The sequence below is a fragment of the Bacteroidota bacterium genome, from assembly GCA_021300195.1.
GTDB lineage: Bacteria > Bacteroidota > Bacteroidia > J057 > JAJTIE01 > JAJTIE01.
This window is the reverse complement of sequence record JAJTIE010000008.1, coordinates 32,497-53,578: the sequence shown is the minus strand read 5'-3', so window position 1 is coordinate 53,578 and position 21,082 is coordinate 32,497. Positions and strand designations below refer to the sequence as shown.

Below are 21,082 nucleotides of genomic sequence, written 5' to 3'. Positions count from 1 at the left end.
CACAGAAGAAGATTCGAATCAGATGAATCTATTCGGTTATTCTTTAGCAATAAGTGATTGTCTGTTAGGTTTTTGGCCGATTCCAAGTATACTACAAGCCTTTGTAGCTCAGAGGTAGAGCACTTCCTTGGTAAGGAAGAGGTCAGGGGTTCGATTCCCCTCAAAGGCTCCAAAAGAGTTCAGTTCATCATCCGTATTCTGTTTTAATTATGGCTAAGGAAACCTTCAACCGGTCGAAACCACACGTAAACGTGGGTACCATTGGTCACGTTGACCACGGTAAAACAACCCTGACTGCTGCTATCACGGCTGTGCTGGCAAAGAAAGGGATGTCTCAAGCGCGCGATTTCGCGTCTATCGATGCCGCACCCGAAGAAAAAGAGCGTGGTATCACCATTAACACCGCACACGTAGAGTACGAAACCGAAGCTCGTCACTACGCGCACGTAGACTGTCCGGGTCACGCCGACTACGTTAAGAACATGGTAACAGGTGCTGCCCAAATGGACGGTGCTATCCTGGTAGTGGCTGCTACAGACGGCCCGATGCCCCAAACCCGCGAGCACATCCTGCTGGCCCGCCAGGTAGGTGTGCCTGCCATCGTTGTGTTTATGAACAAGGTGGACATGGTAGATGATCCCGAGCTGCTGGAGCTAGTAGAGCTGGAGATCCGCGAACTGCTGAGCAGCTACGAATTCCCCGGCGACGACATTCCCGTTATCCAAGGCTCTGCCCTGGGTGGCCTGAACGGCGATGCCAAGTGGGAAGAGAAAATCATGGAGCTGATGAATGCTGTGGATTCCTACATCCCGCAGCCTGTGCGCGACGTGGATAAGCCCTTCCTCCTCTCTGTAGAAGACGTAATGACCATCACGGGACGTGGCACGGTAGCAACCGGTCGTATCGAGCGTGGTGTAATCAACGTAGGCGACGCAGTAGACATCATCGGCCTGCAAGAGGACAAGCTTTCTTCTACCGTTACCGGTGTAGAGATGTTCAAAAAGCAGCTAGACCGTGGCGAGGCCGGAGACAATGCCGGTATCCTGCTGCGTGGTATAGAGAAGTCGCAGATCAAGCGCGGTATGGTAATCGTAAAACCCGGTTCCATTACCCCCCACACCAAATTCAAGGCTGAGATCTACGTACTGAGCAAAGAAGAGGGTGGCCGTCATACGCCGTTCTTTACGGGCTATCGTCCCCAGTTCTTCTTCCGCACTACCGATGTTACAGGCGTTATTTCTCTGCCCGCTGGTGTAGAGATGATTATGCCTGGCGACAACGTAAGCATTGACGTAGAGCTGATCTATCCCGTAGCCATGGACAAAGGTCTGCGTTTCGCTATTCGCGAAGGTGGCCGTACCATTGGTGCCGGTCAGGTAACCGAGATCGTTGAATAGTATTTCAAAGATTCAGGAACGGGCGTAGCTCAATTGGTAGAGCGACGGTCTCCAAAACCGTAGGCTGCGGGTTCAAGTCCTGCCGCCCGTGCAGAAAAAATCTTACATCCTCCGATCATCGAATTCGCATCCCATGAATAAAATCAGAGCCTTCTTCAATGGTTACTACGACGAGCTGGTGAACAAGGTGAGCTGGCCCAAGACCGAGGAGCTGCAGAGCAATACCGTTACGGTGCTCGTGGCCTCACTTGTTATTGCGCTTGTCATTGCCCTCATGGATGTGGTCTTCAACTATGGTCTGCAGTTTGTATACGAGCTCTTTGCCTGATCCCGCTTTCCGCCAGCACATATTCTTCTATTTCGCTTCTTCCTATATCTGTCATGAGTAGCACCCCACACTGGTATGTAATCCGCAGCATTAGCGGCCAGGAGAAGAAGGTGAAGCAGTACCTCGAGAGTGAGATAGACCGCTTGCACCTGGGGGATGCCATCATTCAAATACTCATCCCTACCGAAAAGGTATTTGAGATGCGCAATGGCAAGAAGAAGAGCAGAGAGAAGAGCCTGTACCCCGGCTATGTGTTTGTGGAAACAGTACCCCACCCCGAGGTGATCCAGGTAATACGGGATGTGCCAGGTGTGGTAGGCTTTCTGGGTACCGACCGGGGCCAAACCCCCATACCCATGCGCGAGGGCGAGGTGCTGAAGATGCTGGGCCAGGTGAATGACCTGCAGGACATGGAAGAGGTGATGGAAAACCCTTTTGCCATTGGCGAGCCGGTGAAGGTGATGGATGGTCCCTTCAATGGCTTTGACGGGGTGGTAGAGGAAGTGTATGATGAGAAGAAGAAACTAAAGGTGATGGTAAAAATCTTCGGCCGCAATACTCCGCTGGAGCTTAACTATCTTCAAGTAGAACGCATTTCGTAATCGCAATTATCAGATAAAAGCTCATGGCTAAGCAGGTAGAAACCTATATAAAACTACAGATCAAGGGTGGCCAGGCTACCCCTGCACCTCCGGTAGGCCCGGCACTCGGCTCCAAGGGGCTAAACATCATGGATTTCTGCAAGGCGTTCAATGCACGTACGCAAGAAAAGCAGGGCCAGATTCTGCCGGTACAGATCACGGTGTACAGCGATAAGAGCTATGACTTTGTTATCAAGACTCCACCCGCTGCCATTCTGCTGAAGAAAGCCGCCAATATCGAAACCGGCTCTGCCGAGAGTAACCGGAAAAAGGTGGGTAAAGTGAGCTGGGAGCAGGTAAGAGAGATTGCTGAAATCAAGCTGCCCGATCTGAACTGTTTTACCATAGAGAGTGCAATGAAGCAGGTGGCAGGCACAGCGCGTAGCATAGGCCTGACAGTAGAGGGCACTGCACCCTGGGAGCAAAACTGAGTATCCGAGTTAATCAAGGGAAGGTACATTCATGAAGAAGCTGACCAAAAAGTATAAAGAGGCACTGAAGCACTACAGCCCCGAAGAGGTGTATGGCGTTCAGACTGCCATGGGCATCCTGAAGAAAATCAATCTGACCAAGTTTGATCCTTCGGTAGACATTGCTGTGAGGCTGGGGGTAGACCCACGCCAGGCAAACCAGATGGTACGGGGTACTGCCAGCCTGCCACACGGAACGGGTAAGACGGTGCGTGTGTTGGCTCTGTGCCCAGAGGATAAGCAGGCTGCTGCAAAGGAGGCCGGTGCCGACTATGTGGGCCTGGACGACTACCTGGACAAGATACAGGGGGGCTGGACAGATATCGATGTGATCATCTGCTCGCCCGACGTAATGCCCAAAATAGGACGGCTGGGCAAAGTACTGGGCCCAAAGGGCCTGATGCCTAACCCCAAGAGCGGTACGGTGGCTCCGGACGTGGCCAAGGCCGTGAAGGAGGTGAAGGCCGGAAAAATTGACTTCCGTGTAGACAAGACGGGTATTGTGCATGCCAGCATAGGCAAGCTGAGCTTCTCGGCCGACCAGCTGACCGAAAACGCCCTGGAGTTGATACAAACCCTAGTGCGCCTGAAGCCTCAGCAAACCAAGTCTACTTATTTCGAATCCATCTACCTCAGTACATCCATGAGCCCTAGTGTACAGGTAGATAAAGCGACCATCCCCGGAATATAAGTGCCATGACGAAGCAAGAGAAATTTAAATTTGTAGAAGAGCTAACCGAGAAGATCAAGCAGAACCCCTCGTTCTATGTGATCGACATGGGTGGCTTCAGCGTGTCCAAGACGAATGAGTTTCGGGCAAAGGCTTTTGCTGCAAACCTGCAGGTGCAGGTGGCCAAGAATACCTTGATTAAAAAGGCACTGGATGCATCGGAGGTAGACTACTCCGAGATCTATCCGGCTCTGAAGGAGACCTCGGCGCTCGTTTTCTTTACCGAAAACTTCAAGGCTCCCGCCCAGCTGATCAAGGACTTCCGTAAGGAAGGCGAAAAGCCTGCCCTCAAGGCTGCTTATGTAGAAGAGACCTTCTTCGTAGGCGATGCCCACTTGGCTACGCTCATAAGCCTGAAGAACAAGAACGAGCTTATCGGAGACATTGTTGGCATGCTGCAGGCACCAGCCAAGAATGTAATCGGTGCACTGAAAGGACAAGGCAGCAAGATTGCCGGCATCCTGAAAACCCTGGAAGAAAAGGGCAACTAATCCATGCCCTCCATTCACATAAAAATCTAAGTATCCACAATAATTTTTCATAAAATGGCAGATCTGAAGAACATTGCTGAGACCCTGGTGAATCTCACAGTGAAGGAAGTAAATGAACTGGCTACCATCCTGAAGGATGAGTATGGCATTGAGCCTGCTGCGGCTGCTCCTGTAATGATAGCTGGTGGTGCTGCAGGTGCTGGCGAAGGCGCTGCGGTAGAGGAGAAAACCGAGTTCAATGTAATGCTGGTAGACCACGGCCCCAAGAAGCTGGAGATCGTTAAGATTGTGAAGTCTGTTACCGGCCTTGGCCTGAAAGAAGCTAAGGACATCGTAGACGGTGTACCTTCCGCTGTTAAAGAGGCTGTAGGAAAAGAGGAAGCAGAAGACATCAAGAAGCAACTGGAAGAAGCTGGCGCCAAGGTTGAGCTGAAGTAAGGCCTTGCTAGGAGCTAGTTGCTTACCTGTTGTTTAATCGGAACCGGGCTTGTATTCACAGGCCCGGATTATTCCGTTTATGTCTCCCCCTTTTCTTTCACCGTTTTTTTAACCGGAGGTCACTTTGGCAAACATATTTGAGAACACGCGTATCAATTTCGGAAAGATTCCGCGTGTAGCTGAATATCCGGACCTGCTAGAGGTCCAGTTGGATTCATTCAAAACTTTCATGCAGCTGGATACGCCCCCAGACCGCAGAACCAATGAGGGTCTGTGGCGCGTGTTTCAGGAGAATTTCCCCGTTTCGGACGCACGAGAGAATTTCGTGCTCGAGTTTCGCGACTACTCGCTCGATCCTCCCCGCTACAGCATTGAGGAGTGTAGAGAGCGTGGCCTCACCTACAGCGTGGCGCTCAAGGCCAAGCTATACCTCTATTGCACCGATGAGGACAATGAGGACTTTGAGCCAGTATCGCAGGAAGTATACCTGGGGAACATCCCCTACATGACCCCGAGTGGTACCTTTATCATCAATGGTGCCGAGCGTGTCATTGTGTCTCAGCTGCACCGCTCGCCCGGTGTGTTCTTCGGCCAGAGTATGCACCCCAACGGTACGCGCCTGTATTCAGCGCGTATTATCCCGTTTAAGGGTAGCTGGATCGAGTTCAGCACCGATGTGAACAACGTGATGTATGCCTACATCGACGGGAAGAAGAAGTTCCCCATAACCACCCTGCTGCGGGCCATTGGCTATAGCAGCGATAAGGAGGTGCTGGAGCTATTCGGCCTGGCCGAGGAGGTGAAGGCCACCAAGGCTAGCCTGAAGAAAGTGGTAGGCCGCAAGCTGGCTGCACGTGTGCTGAAGAGCTGGGTGGAAGACTTTGTGGATGAAGACACCGGTGAGGTAATCAACATTACCCGAAACGAGGTGCTGCTGGAGCGAGACCACGTTATTACCGAAGACGACCTGGACACCATAGAGAACAGCGGCGAAAAGAGCGTTATCCTCCTGAGTGGCGATAGCACCGCCGCCGAATACAGCGTGATTATCAATACGCTACAGAAGGACAACAGCAACAGCGAGATGGAAGCGATGCAGTACATCTACCGCCAGCTGCGTAATGCCGAGGCGCCGGATGAAGAGACTGCACGGGGCATTATCGACAAGCTGTTCTTCAGCGACAAGCGGTATGACCTGGGCGAGGTGGGACGCTACCGGCTGAACAAGAAGCTGCACGGCAGCCAGGATGAGGCGAGCCAGGTGCTCACCAAGCACGATATCATCTGTATCGTGAAGTACCTGATCGAGCTGGTGAACAGCAAGGCTAACGTGGACGATATAGACCACCTGAGCAACAGGCGGGTACGCACGGTGGGCGAGCAGCTGTACGGCCAGTTTAGTGTAGGCCTGGCACGTATGGCCCGCACCATACGCGAGCGCATGAACATCCGGGATAACGAACTGTTCACCCCCTCGGACCTGATCAACGCCCGCACCCTGAGCAGCGTCATCAACTCGTTCTTTGGCACCAGCCAGCTGAGCCAGTTTATGGACCAGACAAACCCCCTGAGCGAGATTACCCACAAGCGCAGGATCTCTGCCCTGGGCCCAGGTGGCCTTAGCCGAGAGCATGCGGGCTTTGAGGTGCGCGACGTACACTACAGCCACTATGGCCGCCTGTGCCCCATCGAAACCCCGGAGGGGCCGAACATCGGCCTCATCTCCAGCCTGTGTGTGTATGCCAAGGTGAATAGCATGGGCTTTATAGAGACCCCCTACCTGAAGGTGGAGGAGGGCAAGGTGGACCTGAAGAAGGTAAACTACCTGAGTGCAGAGGAGGAGGACAACGCCACCATTGCCCAGAGCAGCACCAAGTATATAGACAATGGTACCTTTAGCGACAACCGGATAAAAGCCCGTCATTTGGCTGACTATCCGGTGGTAACGCCTGAGGAGCTGGACTATGTAGATATAGCCCCCAACCAGATTGTATCCGTGGCGGCATCGCTCATCCCCTTCCTGGAGCATGATGATGCCAACCGGGCGCTGATGGGATCGAACATGCAGCGCCAGGCTGTGCCCCTGCTGCGGCCAGACGCGCCCGTGGTGGGAACCGGCCTGGAGCTGAAAACCGCTGCCGATAGCCGAACCCAGCTGATAGCTGAGGGAAATGGAATCGTGGTAGAGGTGGATGCTACCCATGTAACCATTCGCTATGACCGCGATGAGATAGATGACCTGGTGAGCTTTGACAGCAATGTGAAGACCTACTACCTGCAGAAGTTTGTGCGCACCAACCAGAGCACGGCCGTAAACCTGCGCCCCATTGTAAAAAAGGGCACCAAGGTAAGTAAGGGTACCGTGCTGGTAGAGGGATACAGCACCGAGGCAGGCGAGCTAGCCCTGGGTCGAAACCTGCTGGTGGCCTTCATGCCCTGGCAGGGTTACAACTTTGAGGATGCCATCGTGATCTCGGAGCGTGTGGTGAGCGAAGACCTCTTTACCTCGCTGCATGTAGAGGAGTTTGAAATGCAGGTGCGAGACACCAAGCTGGGACAGGAGGAGCTGACCAACGAAATACCCAACGTAAGCGAAGAGGCTACCCGAAACCTGGATGAGAACGGACTCATCCGCATAGGTGCGGAGGTGAAAGAGGGCGACATCCTGATCGGCAAAATAACACCCAAGGGAGAAACAGACCCCACCCCGGAGGAGAAGCTGCTGCGTGCCATCTTTGGCGACAAAGCCGGCGACGTAAAGGATGCCTCGCTAAAGGCGCCCCCGTCTTTCCAGGGAGTAGTTATCGATAAGAAGCTTTTCAGCAAAGACCGCAAGGACGGCAAGACCCGTGCGGTGGACAAGAAGAAGCTAACCGACCTGGAAGAGCAGTACAAGCAGGACATAACTGCACTGGACAAGCAGATGACCGAAAAACTGCTGGAACTGGTAGGGAGCGAGAAGCTGAACTCGGTGAAAGACAAGTACGGCGAGGAAGTAATTTCTGCCGGAAAGAAACTGACCGCCAAGGCAGCAAACCTCCGCTTTATCGATGTCATCCCGTCGGAGTGGACCAAGGACGAGGCACTGAACAGCCGGATCGTGCAGCTCTTCCACAACTATACGAACCGCTATAACGAAATAGATGGCAAGTATAAGCGGGAGAAATACCAGATCTCGGTAGGCGACGAGCTGCCTACGGGCATCATCAAGCTTGCCAAGGTGTACGTGGCGAACAAGCGTAAGCTGAAGGTGGGCGATAAGATGGCAGGCCGCCACGGGAACAAGGGCATTGTGAGCCGCATCGTGCGGCAGGAAGATATGCCCTTCCTGGAAGATGGCACGCCGGTAGACGTGGTGCTAAACCCACTGGGTGTACCTAGCCGGATGAACCTGGGCCAGATCTATGAAACCATCCTGGGCTGGGCTGGCCACAAGCTGGGCGTGAAATACGCCACGCCTATCTTTGACGGAGCTACCGAGGAGGAGGTGAACCAGGAGCTGAAGAAGGCCGGACTGCCCGACTTTGGAGCTACCTACCTCTACGACGGCCAGTCGGGCGAGCGCTTTGACCAGCCTACCACCGTAGGCATCATCTATATGCTGAAGCTGAGCCACATGGTGGATGACAAGATGCACGCACGCTCCATCGGCCCATACTCGCTTATTACCCAGCAGCCGCTGGGGGGCAAGGCGCAGTTCGGTGGCCAGCGCTTTGGCGAGATGGAAGTGTGGGCGCTCGAGGCCTTCGGTGCCGCACACATCTTGCGCGAGCTACTCACCGTCAAAAGCGATGACGTAATTGGCCGGGCCAAAACCTACGAGTGTATTGTAAAAGGCGAGAATATACCCACCCCGGGTATACCCGAGTCTTTCAATGTATTGATGCACGAGCTACGTGGCCTGGCACTCGAAATTTCTCTTGATTAACCCCCGTTTTCTGTACCATGTACAATCCAAAGAAGGAAAACAAATTATCCAGCGACTTCAAGTCCATCACCATCAGCCTGGCGAGTCCGGAGACGATCCTGAATCGCTCGTTTGGTGAGGTGCTGAAGCCTGAAACCATAAACTACCGGACCTATAAGCCCGAGATGGGCGGTCTGTTCTGCGAGCGCATCTTCGGCCCCGTAAAGGACTATGAGTGCCACTGTGGTAAGTACAAGCGTATTCGCTACAAGGGCATCATCTGTGACCGCTGTGGGGTAGAAGTTACCGAGAAAAAAGTGCGCCGCGAACGCATGGGCCACATAGCCCTGGTGGTGCCGGTGGCACACATCTGGTACTTCCGCAGCCTGCCGAACAAGATCGGCAACCTCTTGGGCCTTACCACCAAGAAGCTCGACCAGGTAATCTACTACGAGCGCTACGTGGTGGTACAGCCCGGCGTAATGGCGCAGGAGGGCCTGCAGCACATGGACTTCCTGACCGAAGACGAATACCTGGACATCCAGGAGCGCCTACCCAGAGAAAACCAGCTGCTGGACGACAACGACCCACAAAAGTTTATCGCCAAGATGGGTGCCGAAGCCCTGGAGATGCTGCTGGCCCGTACCGAGCTGGACGACCTGAGCTATGAGCTACGCCGCCGGGCAGCAGAGGAAACCAGCCAGCAGCGCAAAAACGATGCCCTGAAGCGCCTGAAAATCGTGGAAGCCTTCCGGGGTGCAAACAAGCGCATGGAGAACCGCCCCGAGTGGATGGTGGTGCGCATGGTGCCGGTCATTCCCCCCGAGCTACGACCCCTGGTGCCACTGGAGGGGGGCCGATTTGCTACCTCAGACCTCAATGACCTCTATCGCCGCGTTATCATCCGGAACAACCGGCTGAAGCGCCTGATCGAGATCAAAGCCCCGGAGGTAATCCTGCGTAATGAAAAGCGGATGCTGCAGGAGGCTGTGGACTCGCTCTTCGACAACACCCGTAAGGTGAATGCCGTACGCACCGACAGCAACCGTGCCCTGAAGTCGCTCTCCGACATGCTGAAGGGCAAGCAGGGCCGATTCCGGCAAAACCTCCTCGGTAAGCGGGTTGACTATTCCGGTCGCTCGGTTATCGTGGTAGGCCCAAAAATGAAGCTGCATGAGTGCGGCCTGCCCAAAGACATGGCTGCCGAGCTCTTCAAGCCCTTCATCATCCGCAAGCTGCTGGAGCGCGGCATTGTCAAGACGGTGAAGAGTGCCAAGAAGATTGTGGACAAGAAAGAGCCCATCGTGTGGGAAATCCTGGAGAGTGTGCTGAAGGGACACCCCGTCCTGCTAAACCGTGCCCCTACACTCCACCGCCTGGGCATCCAGGCCTTCCAGCCCCGGCTGATCGAGGGCAAGGCCATCCAGCTGCACCCCCTGGTATGTACCGGTTTCAACGCCGACTTTGACGGCGACCAGATGGCGGTGCACGTGCCCCTTAGCCACGAGGCGGTGCTGGAGGCGAGCATCCTCATGCTGGCTAGCCACAACATCCTGCACCCGGCCAACGGAGCACCCATCACCGTGCCTTCGCAGGACATGGTACTGGGTATCTATTACATGACCAAGGCGCGGCCCAGGCAGATGGGCGAGGGCCTCACCTTCTATGGCCCAGATGAGGTGCGCATAGCCTACAATGAAGGCCGTGCTGCCCTACACGCCATCATCAAGGTGCGCCTGCCCAAGTTTGATGCAGAAAAAGGGCAGTATGTGCTGGATAAAAAGGGCAAGCCGGTGTATGAGCTGGTAGAAACCACCGTCGGGCGTGTATTGCTGAACGAGATTGTACCCCGCGAGGCCGGTTTTATCAACCGGGTGCTCACCAAGGGTAGCCTGCGTGGGGTGATCCTGGATGTATTCAATGCGGCAGGCATGGCCCGTACGGCCCAGTTTCTGGACGACATCAAGGCCATGGGCTTCCAGATGGCCTTCAAGGGCGGTCTGAGCTTCTCGCTGCTGAACGTGATTGTACCCGAAGAGAAGGACAAGCTGCTGGAGGATGCCTATGCCCGTATAGACGAGGTGTGGAGCAACTACAGCATGGGCTTGATAACCGAAAACGAGCGCTACAACCAGGTGATCGACATCTGGACCCGTGCCAACAGCCGCCTGGCAGAAACCCTGCTGAAGCAGCTGAGCAGCGACCAGGATGGCTTTAACCCGGTATACATGATGCTCGACTCGGGTGCCAGGGGCTCCAAGGAGCAGATCCGCCAGCTGGGCGGTATGCGGGGGCTGATGGCCAAGCCACAGAAGACCCTGAAGGGTTCGGCGGGTGAGATTATCGAGAACCCCATCCTCTCCAACTTCAAGGAGGGCCTGAGTGTACTCGAGTACTTTATCTCTACCCACGGTGCTCGTAAAGGCCTGGCTGATACCGCGCTGAAAACCGCCGATGCCGGCTACCTGACCCGTCGTCTGGTAGACGTGGCCCAAGACGTCATCATTACCGAAGACGACTGCGGCACCCTGCGAGGCATCATGATCTCGGCACTCAAGGAGAACGATGAGGTGGTGGAAGACCTGCGCGACCGCATACTGGGCCGCTGCCCCGTAGACGATGTGCACCACCCGGTAACAGACGAGCTGCTGGCACCCGCCGGCGAAATCATTACCGAGCAGGTGGCCCGCAAGATAGACGAGGCCGAGCTGGAGTCGGTAGAGATACGCTCGGTGCTAACCTGCGACAGCAAGCGCGGCGTATGTGCCAAGTGCTATGGCCGGAACCTGGCCACCAGTGCCCTGGTGCAGAATGGCGAGGCTGTGGGCGTAATCGCTGCCCAGTCCATCGGCGAGCCTGGTACCCAGCTCACACTGCGTACCTTCCACGTGGGGGGTACTGCCCAGCGCCTGAGTGCAGATAGTCAGATCAAAACCAAGTATGCCGGTAAGATTGTCTTTGAAAACATCCGCACCATTCCGCGCAAGGATGGCGAGGTAAGCAAGACCATCGTACTAGGCCGTGGGGGCGAGATTAAGCTGATGGACCCCAAAGCGGACAAGGTGTACACGGTGCACAACATCCCCTATGGATCCGAGCTGCTGTGCAAGGATGGCGATACCGTGGAAAAAGGCGCCATCATCTGCCAGTGGGATCCCTACAATGCGGTGATCCTGAGCGACTTCGACGGGCAGGTGCACTTTGAGCAGATTATTGAAAACATTACCTACCGCGAGGAGAGCGATGACCAGACCGGCTTCGTAGAGAAGGTGGTAATGGACAACCGGGATAAAACCATCAACCCCGCCATTAACGTAGAGGAGAAGAACGGTGGAGATCGCCGCTCGTACAACCTGCCGGTGGGCTCGCACATCATGGTAAACGACGGCGACAAGGTTAAGGCCGGCCAGATCCTGGTAAAAATACCCCGCCTGGCTAGCCGTACCAGCGACATTACGGGCGGCCTGCCGCGTGTAACCGAGCTGTTTGAGGCCCGAAACCCGAGCAACCCCGCTGTGGTGAGCGAGATAGACGGCATTGTGCAGCTAGGCACCATCAAGCGCGGTAACCGCGAAATCAGGGTGCTGAGCCGTGATGGCAGCGAGGAACGCAAGTACATGGTGCCCCTCAGCCGCCACATCCTGGTGCAGGACAACGACCTGGTGTATGCCGGCACTACCCTGAGCGATGGGGCCACCACACCGGCAGACATCCTGCGTATAAAGGGCACCTCTGCCGTGCAGGAGTATATCGTGAATGAGATTCAGGCCGTGTATCGCCTACAGGGTGTGAAGATCAACGACAAGCACATTGAGGTAATCGTACGCCAGATGATGCAGAAGGTACTGATCGAGGATGCAGGAGACACCATCTTCCTCGAAAAGGAAATCGTAGACCGCCTGGAGTTTCAGGAGGAGAACGACTGGATCTTCGATAAAAAGGTGGTGCTGGATGCCGGAGAAAGCACAACCCTGAAGGAAGGCATGATTGTATCGGCCCGCAAACTGCGCGACGAGAACAGCATGCTGAAGCGCAAGGACAAGAAGCTGGTGCAGGTGCGCGATGCACGTGCAGCCGTGGCGCACCCCGTGCTGCAGGGTATTACCCGTGCCTCGCTGGGTACACAGAGCTTTATGTCTGCCGCTTCGTTCCAGGAGACAACCAAGGTGCTGAGCGAAGCCGCTGTAAGCGCCAAGGTAGACAACCTGCTGGGCCTGAAGGAGAATGTGATAGTAGGCCACCTGGTGCCTGCCGGAACCGGACTACGCGAGTACGAAAACATCTACGTAGCCGGAAAAGGAGAGACCGAGCAGGTGGAACAGGGTGTGCTGGAGCTACCCAGTGCACGCGTGCTCTAGTGCAGAAGCTCTTTTGCAAAGTTTGAAGCAAAAACCGGCTGAAATAGCCGGTTTTTGTATTTTTACACGCGTCCTACTTCTATCTCACACACACAGATTTACCATCCGGCCATGGCTATCCAGATCCTACAGCATGCAGACAGTGAGGCTAAGCTGACCCGCATGGCCTGGCAGCTGTACGAGTGGGCCTATGGGCAGCCCGAGCTGGTGCTGGTGGGCATAGACGAACGCGGTGGCTACCTGGCCGACCTGCTGGCAGGCCAGCTTCGCCAGATTAGCCAGCTACAGCTGCAGGTATACTACCTGCCCAGGGGGGGGCAGCTGCACATGCCACACACGGCCGGGCAAAAGCCCATGGTACTGGTGGATGATGTACACTACAGTGGTACTACCCTGATGCATGCCCTGCAAGAGGCCGCCCGCTACCAGCCTAGCCAGCTGCAGGTAGCCGTGCTGATAGACCGGGGGCACCACCTGTACCCGGTGCATGCACGCTTTGTGGGCCTGGAGCTGGCCACTACCCTACAGGAGTACATTACGGTACGGATCCAGGACGGACAGATAGAGGCTTTTCTGGACTAGAGAAAGACGCGATCGGCTCACGCGCCCGATGCCCCGCGCGTACCAGTCGGTTCTTTTTGCCGACTTCACCAGCTGCATGGCTTGGTCAGCCTCTACATACTTGGAGGGGTAGTCTATTGGTCGCGGCTATAGTCGGGGTCGGCCAGGTAGTTTTGGCTGGTGTGTACAAAGTGTGTGGCCTTCTCATAGGTAGGGGGAATGATCCACTGCCCGCGCGTGTCTATCCAGCCCCACTTGCCATTTTCGGCCTGTGCCAGGGCGCGCCCCTCGTAGAATACATCCAGGGTAGGGTAGTTGAGGGGGATGATGATCTTTCCGTTTTTGTCGATAAAGCCCATCCGGCGCTGCTCGCCCTGCATGCGGCCCACCAGGATGAGCCCTGAGTGGAGGTAGCCCCGTGTGTCAATCAGGTCGAACACAGCAGGCACCACCTCTTCGCCCTTTGGATTGATGAGTGCCCACTTTAGCCCATCGGTACCATTGGGCGTATAGGTAAGGACGGGGGCTCTATCTCCACGAAAATTGAGTGCAAGCGGAAACTGGGCCGGTATCACCACGCGCCCCTGCCTATCCAGATAGCCAAAGCGCTGCCCATCATTGAAGTGCGTAAGGCCCGAGCGGAACTGAGTGCCCAGTTTTTTATACTTCAGGGGGATAATCATCTTTCCCGTCTCATCTATGGCCCCCCAGCGGCGTGCACGGCGGCCACTGCTGTCTTGCCGGGCTGTATCCAGCATGTATACAATGGCACGCCCCTCGCTGTACTCATAGGCTCCGTCGTACACCATGGGTATCACCAGTTTTCCCTGGGTATCCATGTAGCCCTTTTTGCCTTGTGCAGTCTGGCCCACAATGGCGCGCCCCTGTATGAACGGGGTAGCAAACCCATAGGGGATGCTGAGTGCTAGCTGGCCATTGGCATCCAGGTACTGCAGCTTGTCTTGGGTGCGCACCATGGCCAGCCCCTCGCTGTAGGGTAGGGCCAGGGCATACTGTGCGGCAATGGCCATGTCGCCCCTGGGGTGCAGGTAGCCATAGCGGGCAGCGGGTACATCTGCCAGGTCGGCACTGTCGGGCGCGGCCGCTACGGCCATTACAGCCAGTCCCTCGTTAAACTGGCTGGGGAAGGCATGTTCTGCCGGTATGGCCCACTGGCCTGTGGTGTCTATCCAGCCCCACTTTCCCTGCACCTGCACGGCAGCCAGTACGGGGGCATCGCCGGCAGATTCGGAGCAGGCGGAGAACAGGGCAGAAACTGCCACTAGGGCAATCAGGTAGCTGCGTGTAATCATGCTCCAAAAATAGCGAAAGCCCCGGATGCCAGGCCCCCGGCTGGCCGGAGCGCAGGCTTTTTGGTGTTAGTAGAGGACTTTTTCTCTGTTTCGGGTAGTCTCAAGCGGTTTTCGCTGCTCACGCCCAAAAAAATCCTGCACCAGTGTGCTTATGTTTGCTTCGGCCGCTTCCTTCCAGCCGTTTCCGGCCTGTGTGGCATAGGTCATCACATCCTGCAGGCTATGGTGTATTGCTACGGTTTTGCCTGGCAAGTCAAAGTTGCTGGGGAAGCCCAGGTCTATCCATAGCCGGGGCACTGCCTTTCCGGGGTTCAGGTGTGGGGTAGAGATAAGGGGTTCCTGTGATTTGGTGGCACCAATCACTACCTCGTACTGGGGCAGGCTGTCCGTAGCTTGCTGATAAGAGACGGTTCTTCCAAATTTTGGATGTGGCTTATCCGCGTTGGTCCCGTGGGTGGCCACAGTGGGCTGTCCGTACTCGGCTGCCGCCAGTCCATCCCGTATATGGCCAGCCAAATTGCCCGTTCCGAGCAACAAGATTCGAGGCTGGCTGCTGGCTGTGTAGCCTGTATCGTGCAGGATGGATACCACGTTTTGGGCATAGTCATAGTTGCCCTGCAGTTCTGGCGTTACTCGGCGCAGCTTTCGGGCCATGCGCAGGGCATGCTGCAGGTGGTGGAGGAGTGCCGGATCGTACTGGCTGCCTTCGGCGTACGTTGCTAGGGCTGCCCTATACTGCCCCACTATTTGATACTCGCCCAGCAGGGGCGAGCGTAGGCCTGCTACTACGGCCACCAGGTGCGCAAGCGTGTCGGCCGTGTGCTGGTAGCGGTCCAGGGCCCCGGCATAGGGCTGCAGGAGGGGCAGCTGCAGCAGCAGCTTTTCCGCATCCGGCTGTAGGCCTACGGCCACAAACCGGCTGCACGTGCTCAGCACAAACAGGGGCTGAGCATTCGGCCTGGGCCTAATTGCTTCATTTGCAGCAATTTGGGCAGCTAGCGCTGCCCGCTGTGCGGGTTCCAGTCGGGCATATTTTACTTCAATGCCTACTAGTTCTTTCATTGCTTTGGGGGGATCAGTTCGGCGGTCAGTTCATTCAGGTAGCGCACCTTTTGTGCAAAGTCTCCCTTCAGGTACATGCGCAGGTGCTTCAGCTGGTGCAGGAGCTCGTCCAGCTCAGCCTCGGGTAGTTCGGTCTCCAGCACTTCGCGCAGCCGCTTGGCCAGGGTAGGGGAGTATCCGTTGGTGGATATGCCGATGCGTAGCTGGCCTTTGGTTACGATACTGCCCAGGTAGAAGTCGCAACTATTGGGGGTATCGGCCACATTGGCCAGTATGTTCCGGGCCTGTGCTTCTTCGAAGATGCGCAGATTGAGGTCGGCGTTTTCTGTGGCAATGAGTGCCCAGTTTGCCCCTTCCAGGTCGCTGGGTAGCCATGCACGTTGCACAATCTCTACCCCCCTGTGCCCCTGTGCCAGTGTTTCCAGCTCTGGCAGCAGGTGGGGGGCTATCAGCCGCACCTGCGCCTGCGGCACAGCCCGCAGCAGGTGGGTAAGCTTCTCCAGTGCCACGGCCCCGCCGCCTACAATCACCGCCTGTAGCCTGGCAGCTTTGAGAAATATGGGGTAGAGCCCGGTTTTGGGCTCGGGCTGCGTGTGGGCTGGCTCTTTTTCGGGTGGCAAGATGGCTAGCAGGGTGGGGGCTTCCCTGTGCAGCCAGGCCTGGGCTAGCGGTGCCAGTGCCTCCACCGTGGCGGATAGCTGCCGCTGGGCAGGCAGGGTAGCATCCTGCACCAGTGTGGCCGGCCAGTGCCCTTTTCCGGCATCTATGTACAGCTGTAGCACCTGGGGCAGCACCTGCTGCACCATAAGCACCACGGTGGTATCGGGCAGATGCACCCCATGGCGCAGCGCGTCGGACAGGGTGCCATGCTGGGTAACGGCACTTACCACATGCACCCCCTCGCTGCGGCCACGCTGGGTGAGCGGTAGCCCTGCTGCTACAGGCCCTGCCAGCGCACTGCTGATGCCGGGTACCACCGATACGGATATGCCGGCTGCCCGCACATAGTCTACCTCCTCTTGGGCGCGGCCCAGTATATAGGGGTCTCCGCCCTTTAGCCTTACCACCTGGCGGTACTGCTGTGCCGCGGCCACCAGCTGGGCCTGTATCTGTGGCTGGGGGCAGCTATGGTTGGCGGCCCGCTTGCCCACATACACCCGCACTGCCGCAGGCGGCAGGTGCTCTAGCAGGGCTGGGTTCACCAGGGCATCGTAGAATACAATATCTGCCTGCTGCAGGGCACGCAGGCCCTTCAGGGTAATCAGTTCGGGGTCTCCGGGGCCGGCACCCACCAGGGTTACATGGCCGGCGCTAGGGGGCAATGGGTTTTTCATGGAGCGATCGGTTGTAGTGTTGCTCTATCTCTGCCACCAGGGTTGTGGCCTGCTGCAGGTAGTGTGCTGCAAAGGCCTCGGTGGGTTCTTGCTGGTTTATACCCAGCACAGTCTCGGAAAAGGGTTGAGATAGCCCCAGGTGGGTATCCAGGCTTTGTATAATGCCAATCTGGGTATTGCAGGCTACATCCTGGCCCAGCAGGTATCCCTTGGCTGCCAGCACCAGGGCGGTGTAGCCCGTGTATATGGCATCGGGGTAGTGCTGCTGCTGTTGCAGTGCCAGGCTACGGCTCAGTTTTTCTCGTGCTTCCTGAAACACAATGCTTACCAGGTCTGCCTGCGGCACGGCGCATTCGCCCACCCCAATGGCAGGCACAAAGTCCACCTTCCGTTCCCAATCCTGGTACTCCTCGGCCTGCAGGTCATTCAGGCCAGCCAGTGGCTTTAGCAGGTTGTAGAAGTAGTGTTTTTCTTGCTTCAGGTAGTAGGCCAGGTAGGGCTCTTGGCCCTCGGCACGGTGCACATAGTCGTCCAGCAGTATGCGTAGTGCCTGTGGTATCCGCTTGGTAGGCAGTTTGATGATTTTATCGGCTATATGCCCCTTTCCCTGGGCATCTACGCCACCACCCAGCACTACCTGCATGGCAGGCAGCACCTTGTTTCCCACCTTCAGGGATGAACCGCGGAGGCCAATGGCTGCGGCTTCGTGCTGTCCGCAGGAGTTCATGCAGCCACTTATCTTCACCTGCAGGTCTTTGCGCATACTCAGGGTGGGATATTCTGCCTCCAGTTGTTTTTCCAGTACGCGTGCCAGGCCCATGCTGCTGGCTATGCCCAGGTTGCAGGTGTCTGTGCCCGGGCAGGCTGTTATGTCTGCCAGTCCGCCAAATCCCGGCTCGGCCAGCCCCAGCTTGGCCAGCTCGGCATGTAGGGCTGGCAGGTTTTGGGGCCGCACGTACTTTAGCAGAATGCCCTGGTTTACCGTCATCCGCATATCATCGCTGGCGTAGTTGCGGGCCAGGTTTGCCAGTTCCCGGGCTGTGTTGGCGGTCATGTTTCCGGTAGACAGCCGTATCTGAACGGCTACCCAGCCTGCTTGTTTCTGCGGTAGTACATTGGTGGCCTGCCAGCGTGCATAGCCTTCGGCCTGGGCTTGGCCTGGGGCTGTGCCGGGGGCCAGGTAGGTAGGCAGGCTGGGGTGTTTGATGCTCTCAAAGCTCTCGGGTATCTCCACGGCCTCGTAGCCCAGCACTTTTCGCTCTTCTTCCACCCGCTTCATCAGTTCGGCCAGGCCTATGTCTTTCAGCAGAAACTTGATGCGCGCCTTGTTTCGCCGTGTGCGCTCGCCATATCGGTCAAACACCCGCAGGAGGGCAGCGGTAAAGGGGATGATCTGCTCTTCGGGCATAAAGTCGGCTACGGTTTGTGCCGCAAAGGGCTGGGCACCCAGCCCCCCACCCACCACCACCCCGAAGCCCCGAACGCCATGGCGCAGGCGTGGGATGAAGCCCAGGTCGTGAAAATAGGTATAGGCCGTATCGGCCTCGCTGCTGGAGAAGGCGATCTTGAACTTTCGCCCCATATCCTGGCAGATGGGGTTCCGCATAAAAAAGTAGGCCATGGTATAGGCGTGGGGAGACACATCGAAGGGCTCCGCCGGGTCTATGCCAGCCAGGCTGCTGGCGGTTATGTTTCGTACGGTATTTCCGCAGGCTTCGCGTAGGGTTACCTGCTTCTGTTCCAGCTCTGCCCACACGGCGGGGGTATCGGCCAGGTGCACATAGTGCAGCTGGATGTCTTGCCGGGTAGTGGCATGCAGTACGCCATGGCCATAGGTTTCGGCCACGTGGGCAATACGGTCCAGCTGGTCTGGCTTCAGGTGGCCAAAGGGTAGCTTTACGCGAATCATCTGCACCCCCTCTTGTCGCTGGCCATATATACCACGGGTTAGCCTATAGGCCCGAAAGTTCTCATCTGGCAAGCTGCCGTTTTGGAATGCTGCCAGTTTGTTTTCCAGCTCGTGGATGTCCTGCTGAACCAGGGGATCCAGTGCCGACAGGTCGTAAGGATTATTTCGACTCATTATTAAAATTTTATACCGCAAAGATAATTATTTCAGTATATTTTTCTGATTTATATAATATTTTTTAATTTATTAGATATTTTATTCTTGTTTATGTGGATTTTCGATATTTAATTCTATTGATTGAGTTGTTGTTGGAGTTTGCGCTCTCTTTTTTGGAATATAATTCTATTTAATTTTTATCTTCAGTATATAATTTTTCTTAATACATATTGATATAAATTTGCAGTTATTAATTCTGTTTTGAGATGAGAATTGGTACAAGGGGAAGTGAACTTGCCCTGAGGCAGGCAGCTATTGTGCAGGGCCTGCTTGGGCAGGCTGGGGTGCCCAGCTGGCAGGTGGTGATAGACACCCTGGGAGACCAGCGGCAAGATATCCTGCTGAATAGCCCCGATGCCGAGGGCCTCTTTACCGCCACGCTGGATAAGGCCCTGCTAGATGGCGAGATAGACATAGGCGTGCATGCGTGCAAAGACCTGCCCCTTGGCCTGAACCCAGCGCTGGAGATAATAGCCACCCCCCCGCGTGCCTATGCCGCAGAGGCCCTACTACTAAGGCCCGGAGCCAGGCTGGAGCAACCCCTGGTGCTGGGCAGCTGCAGCCACCGGCGAAAGCTGCAGTGGCAGGCCCGCTATGCGCACCATAGCGTACTGCCCGTGCGGGGCAGTGTGCCCCACCGGCTGCAGCAGATGGACGAGGGCGAGTATGATGGGCTTATACTGGCAGCAGCGGGTTTGCAGCGGCTAGGCCTGCTGCTGCGCATACACAGCTACCTGCCCTGGATGCTGCCTGCACCTGGCCAGGGCGCCATAGCCATCGTGGCCCGAAAGAACGACCCCAGGTTGCGGGCCCTAAAAAGTATACTAAACCACCCGGCCACCTACCTGGAGGTAATGACGGAGCGCCATGTATGCAGCGCACTGGGTGCACACTATGATAGCCCCCTGGGTGTGTGGGCGCAGGTAATGCCCCCGGGCCGTACACTGAAACTGCAGCTGTGGTACAAAGACCACGCCCAGCAGGTATTCAGATACCGGCAGCACACACTCCACACCCAGTCGCCCGCCCGGGTATGGCAGGCATGGCTGGCCCACACTGGGGCTAGGCCCATGTCCTATTCGCCCTGGGCAGCCCACTAGCCTACACAGATATTGCCATGCCTCCCGCACCGCTTATCCTTACCCGCCCACTACCCCCCAGCCTGCAGCTATACGCACAGCAGCGCGGGCTGGCGCTTGCTGCCTGGCCCCTGCTGTGCACGGCCCTGCTGCCCACTGGTCGCATCTTGCAGCAGCTGGGTGCGCACACTACGAGCACACCCGGTAGTACCGCCTGGGTGTTTACCAGCCCACGCGCTGCAGCAGCTTTCTCCGCTGCCTTGCCCTACCTGGATGCCAGCCAGGTACCCGAAACCCTGTACGCCATTGGCACCGCTACGGCAGCGGCCCTACCGGTCGGTAGCTGCCAGGCACAGATATGCCCGGTGCCACAGGGCGCCATACTGGCCCACTACATACGCAGCCAAGCCACTGTGCAGCAGGTAGTACACTGGACCAGCCCCGGGCATCGGCCCGAGTTGGCGGCCATCCTTACCCAAGCCGGGATTCGGTACAGGGCATTGCATACGTATTTCAGGTATTCCGTGCATACCCCCCCACCTGATGAGGCCAGCCTGGCACAGGGGCTTTTATTCTGTAGCCCCAGTGCCGTAGTAGCATCGCTAGGCTGGCAGCACTACTGGTCGCAGTCCATGCGATGTTATGGCATCGGGCCTACTACCGGCCAGGCTCTCCGGCAGCACTATGCCCACCACCCACTTAGCTACCCAAGCTGCGGCCTGAATATGCCCCAGCTGATAGACTATGTGCAGGCACAGCTGGGCTAGGGTGCAAGTATCCTTCCCCCCCCCACATTTTTCCACCCGATTTACTTCCCTTTATCATGTCACTCACCACCCTAGAGCATA

At 56.5% G+C, this 21,082-nt stretch carries 16 protein-coding genes and 2 tRNA genes; 14 read left to right on the top strand and 4 right to left on the bottom strand.

The genetic code is table 11. From position 1 onward, the window contains the following. Positions 1-97 precede the first annotated feature (97 nt). From LW884_02805 to LW884_02750, 12 genes are all read left to right on the top strand, one after another. Positions 98-172, top strand: a tRNA-Thr gene (locus LW884_02805). Positions 173-209: 37 nt separating this feature from the next. Beyond that, positions 210-1,397: an elongation factor Tu gene (gene tuf / locus LW884_02800; GenBank protein MCE3007263.1), complete on the top strand. Its 1,188-nt coding sequence runs from the start codon at positions 210-212 to the stop codon at positions 1,395-1,397. Positions 1,398-1,415: 18 nt separating this feature from the next. Next, positions 1,416-1,488 (top strand) — tRNA-Trp (locus LW884_02795). Positions 1,489-1,530: 42 nt separating this feature from the next. Beyond that, positions 1,531-1,725, top strand: coding sequence for a preprotein translocase subunit SecE (gene secE, locus LW884_02790; protein ID MCE3007262.1), 195 nt, complete (start codon positions 1,531-1,533; stop codon positions 1,723-1,725). A gap of 53 nt (positions 1,726-1,778) precedes the next feature. Further along, positions 1,779-2,327: a transcription termination/antitermination protein NusG gene (gene nusG / locus LW884_02785; protein MCE3007261.1), complete on the top strand. Its 549-nt coding sequence runs from the start codon at positions 1,779-1,781 to the stop codon at positions 2,325-2,327. A 23-nt stretch (positions 2,328-2,350) separates the two neighbouring features. Continuing rightward, positions 2,351-2,797 carry a 50S ribosomal protein L11 gene (gene rplK / locus LW884_02780; protein ID MCE3007260.1) on the top strand — a complete coding sequence of 149 codons (447 nt, stop codon included), beginning with the start codon at positions 2,351-2,353 and terminating at the stop codon, positions 2,795-2,797. A 31-nt stretch (positions 2,798-2,828) separates the two neighbouring features. Further along, positions 2,829-3,527, top strand: coding sequence for a 50S ribosomal protein L1 (rplA, locus tag LW884_02775; GenBank protein ID MCE3007259.1), 699 nt, complete (start codon positions 2,829-2,831; stop codon positions 3,525-3,527). A 5-nt stretch (positions 3,528-3,532) separates the two neighbouring features. Then, on the top strand, positions 3,533-4,057 hold the full coding sequence (rplJ, locus tag LW884_02770; GenBank protein ID MCE3007258.1) for a 50S ribosomal protein L10: 525 nt from the start codon (positions 3,533-3,535) through the stop codon (positions 4,055-4,057). Between the two features lie 54 nt (positions 4,058-4,111). Further along, positions 4,112-4,495 (top strand): 50S ribosomal protein L7/L12, encoded by a 384-nt coding sequence (rplL, locus tag LW884_02765; protein ID MCE3007257.1) that lies wholly within the window; start codon positions 4,112-4,114, stop codon positions 4,493-4,495. A 124-nt stretch (positions 4,496-4,619) separates the two neighbouring features. Next, positions 4,620-8,423 carry a DNA-directed RNA polymerase subunit beta gene (gene rpoB / locus LW884_02760; GenBank protein MCE3007256.1) on the top strand — a complete coding sequence of 1,268 codons (3,804 nt, stop codon included), beginning with the start codon at positions 4,620-4,622 and terminating at the stop codon, positions 8,421-8,423. A gap of 17 nt (positions 8,424-8,440) precedes the next feature. Further along, the gene (rpoC, locus tag LW884_02755) at positions 8,441-12,760 is read left to right on the top strand and encodes a DNA-directed RNA polymerase subunit beta' (GenBank protein MCE3007255.1); all 4,320 of its coding nucleotides are present in this window, start codon (positions 8,441-8,443) and stop codon (positions 12,758-12,760) included. A 111-nt stretch (positions 12,761-12,871) separates the two neighbouring features. Then, positions 12,872-13,342 (top strand): phosphoribosyltransferase, encoded by a 471-nt coding sequence (locus LW884_02750; protein ID MCE3007254.1) that lies wholly within the window; start codon positions 12,872-12,874, stop codon positions 13,340-13,342. Positions 13,343-13,455: 113 nt separating this feature from the next. Here LW884_02750 and LW884_02745 read toward each other — a convergent pair whose 3' ends face one another. The 4 genes from LW884_02745 to LW884_02730 form a co-directional block, all read right to left on the bottom strand. Then, positions 13,456-14,634, bottom strand: a complete 1,179-nt coding sequence (locus LW884_02745) for a WG repeat-containing protein (GenBank protein MCE3007253.1) — start codon at positions 14,632-14,634, stop codon at positions 13,456-13,458. Positions 14,635-14,700: 66 nt separating this feature from the next. Continuing rightward, positions 14,701-15,696 (bottom strand): hypothetical protein, encoded by a 996-nt coding sequence (locus LW884_02740; protein MCE3007252.1) that lies wholly within the window; start codon positions 15,694-15,696, stop codon positions 14,701-14,703. Next, on the bottom strand, positions 15,693-17,030 hold the full coding sequence (gene cobA / locus LW884_02735) for a uroporphyrinogen-III C-methyltransferase (protein ID MCE3007251.1): 1,338 nt from the start codon (positions 17,028-17,030) through the stop codon (positions 15,693-15,695). Before cobA ends, LW884_02740 begins: the two co-directional genes overlap by 4 nt. After that, positions 17,008-19,113 (bottom strand): nitrite/sulfite reductase, encoded by a 2,106-nt coding sequence (locus tag LW884_02730; protein ID MCE3007250.1) that lies wholly within the window; start codon positions 19,111-19,113, stop codon positions 17,008-17,010. Before LW884_02730 ends, cobA begins: the two co-directional genes overlap by 23 nt. A 248-nt stretch (positions 19,114-19,361) precedes the next feature. Here LW884_02730 and hemC point away from each other — a divergent pair, with 248 nt between their 5' ends. Further along, on the top strand, positions 19,362-20,255 hold the full coding sequence (gene hemC, locus LW884_02725) for a hydroxymethylbilane synthase (protein ID MCE3007249.1): 894 nt from the start codon (positions 19,362-19,364) through the stop codon (positions 20,253-20,255). Positions 20,256-20,272: 17 nt separating this feature from the next. After that, positions 20,273-21,001, top strand: coding sequence for a uroporphyrinogen-III synthase (locus tag LW884_02720; protein ID MCE3007248.1), 729 nt, complete (start codon positions 20,273-20,275; stop codon positions 20,999-21,001). The last annotated feature ends 81 nt before the right edge of the window (positions 21,002-21,082 follow it).

What these genes read in the sequence shown, in the direction of transcription:
- tuf (MCE3007263.1), top strand. Translation starts at nt 210, where the DNA reads ATGGCTAAGGAAACCTTCAACCGGTCGAAACCACACGTAAACGTGGGT.
- secE (MCE3007262.1), top strand. Translation starts at nt 1,531, where the DNA reads ATGAATAAAATCAGAGCCTTCTTCAATGGTTACTACGACGAGCTGGTG.
- nusG (MCE3007261.1), top strand. Translation starts at nt 1,779, where the DNA reads ATGAGTAGCACCCCACACTGGTATGTAATCCGCAGCATTAGCGGCCAG.
- rplK (MCE3007260.1), top strand. Translation starts at nt 2,351, where the DNA reads ATGGCTAAGCAGGTAGAAACCTATATAAAACTACAGATCAAGGGTGGC.
- rplA (MCE3007259.1), top strand. Translation starts at nt 2,829, where the DNA reads ATGAAGAAGCTGACCAAAAAGTATAAAGAGGCACTGAAGCACTACAGC.
- rplJ (MCE3007258.1), top strand. Translation starts at nt 3,533, where the DNA reads ATGACGAAGCAAGAGAAATTTAAATTTGTAGAAGAGCTAACCGAGAAG.
- rplL (MCE3007257.1), top strand. Translation starts at nt 4,112, where the DNA reads ATGGCAGATCTGAAGAACATTGCTGAGACCCTGGTGAATCTCACAGTG.
- rpoC (MCE3007255.1), top strand. Translation starts at nt 8,441, where the DNA reads ATGTACAATCCAAAGAAGGAAAACAAATTATCCAGCGACTTCAAGTCC.
- LW884_02750 (MCE3007254.1), top strand. Translation starts at nt 12,872, where the DNA reads ATGGCTATCCAGATCCTACAGCATGCAGACAGTGAGGCTAAGCTGACC.
- LW884_02745 (MCE3007253.1), bottom strand. Translation starts at nt 14,634, where the DNA reads ATGATTACACGCAGCTACCTGATTGCCCTAGTGGCAGTTTCTGCCCTG.
- LW884_02740 (MCE3007252.1), bottom strand. Translation starts at nt 15,696, where the DNA reads ATGAAAGAACTAGTAGGCATTGAAGTAAAATATGCCCGACTGGAACCC.
- cobA (MCE3007251.1), bottom strand. Translation starts at nt 17,030, where the DNA reads ATGAAAAACCCATTGCCCCCTAGCGCCGGCCATGTAACCCTGGTGGGT.
- LW884_02730 (MCE3007250.1), bottom strand. Translation starts at nt 19,113, where the DNA reads ATGAGTCGAAATAATCCTTACGACCTGTCGGCACTGGATCCCCTGGTT.
- hemC (MCE3007249.1), top strand. Translation starts at nt 19,362, where the DNA reads ATGAGAATTGGTACAAGGGGAAGTGAACTTGCCCTGAGGCAGGCAGCT.
- LW884_02720 (MCE3007248.1), top strand. Translation starts at nt 20,273, where the DNA reads ATGCCTCCCGCACCGCTTATCCTTACCCGCCCACTACCCCCCAGCCTG.